Here is an 862-nt window from a genome sequence, read left to right as displayed (position 1 = left end):
CTTTTCCTTCCGCGATCGACTGAGGTTTGGTTTCGACATGCGAAAAGGCCGGCGCCTGGAGCGGCCGGCTTGGTCTCGTGCGAGCGATGAGAAGGGCGGAGCCAAGGCTCCGCCCGGGCGGCTCAACCGAGAGCCGCCATCTGGAGCTCGGCCGCCTTGCGGTCGACGCTCTGGCCGGCATTCTCGAGCGGCCGCTCGAAGGGCTTCCAGCGCTCGCCGACGACCTGCTCATAGGCCGCGACGGCGCCCTCCGCCGCCATGCGGAGCACGTGGGCCTGGAGCCCCATGTCGGCCGCGAATTCGCGCTTGCGCTGTGCAGCGCTCGAGAAGCCGACCGGGCCGTCGAGATCCTCGTCGCGGGCGTCATTGGCGAGCTTGGCGGTGGCGTCGCGGGCTTCGGTAACGGCGCGGGAATAGAACTGGCCGGCTCCGTGGGCCGATCCGACATAGGCACCGACGATGCGCTGGAGATGGATCTGCATCGCCCGTTCGCTAAGCCCTTCGCCAAGGCTCTCGGCCGTCTCCATGATCAGTCGCAGGTGGAGCTCCCGGATTCCGTCGCTGTCGGGGACCGGAAGCCCGAAGCTTTCGCAGATGAGGAAGGTCTGGTGGGCGTCGGGGCAAGCCAGCCGAACCATCTCGAGCGTGGTGCCCTTGCGGAGTTGGACAACGCGGGCGGACTGGCGGGGAGCGCGAGCGGTCTTGGTCATGTGAACGTCCTTTCCTGCGGTTTCTCCCTCGGGCTAGGATCGGCCCTTGCCGGTCTTTCCTTCGGGTGCGGTCGAGAGAAATCGGCGATAGGTGGACGTTTCAGGGTCCGGAGACGGCGAGGCGAGCGAAGCGGGCCTGCGGACAAGCGGGG

At 67.6% G+C, this 862-nt stretch carries 1 protein-coding gene; it reads right to left on the bottom strand.

The features are described from left to right. Nucleotides 1-122: 122 nt before the first annotated feature. Nucleotides 123-710: a hypothetical protein gene (locus K9U40_RS23075; RefSeq protein WP_282639834.1), complete on the bottom strand. Its 588-nt coding sequence runs from the start codon at nucleotides 708-710 to the stop codon at nucleotides 123-125. Between the last annotated feature and the right edge of the window lie 152 nt (nucleotides 711-862).

The sequence above is a fragment of the Xanthobacter autotrophicus genome (genome assembly GCF_030015065.1).
Taxonomy (GTDB): domain Bacteria; phylum Pseudomonadota; class Alphaproteobacteria; order Rhizobiales; family Xanthobacteraceae; genus Xanthobacter; species Xanthobacter autotrophicus_D.
Note: the sequence above shows the minus strand (reverse complement) of the source record. Positions and strands in the feature narration are given on the sequence as shown.

What these genes read in the sequence shown, in the direction of transcription:
- K9U40_RS23075 (WP_282639834.1), bottom strand. Translation starts at nt 710, where the DNA reads ATGACCAAGACCGCTCGCGCTCCCCGCCAGTCCGCCCGCGTTGTCCAA.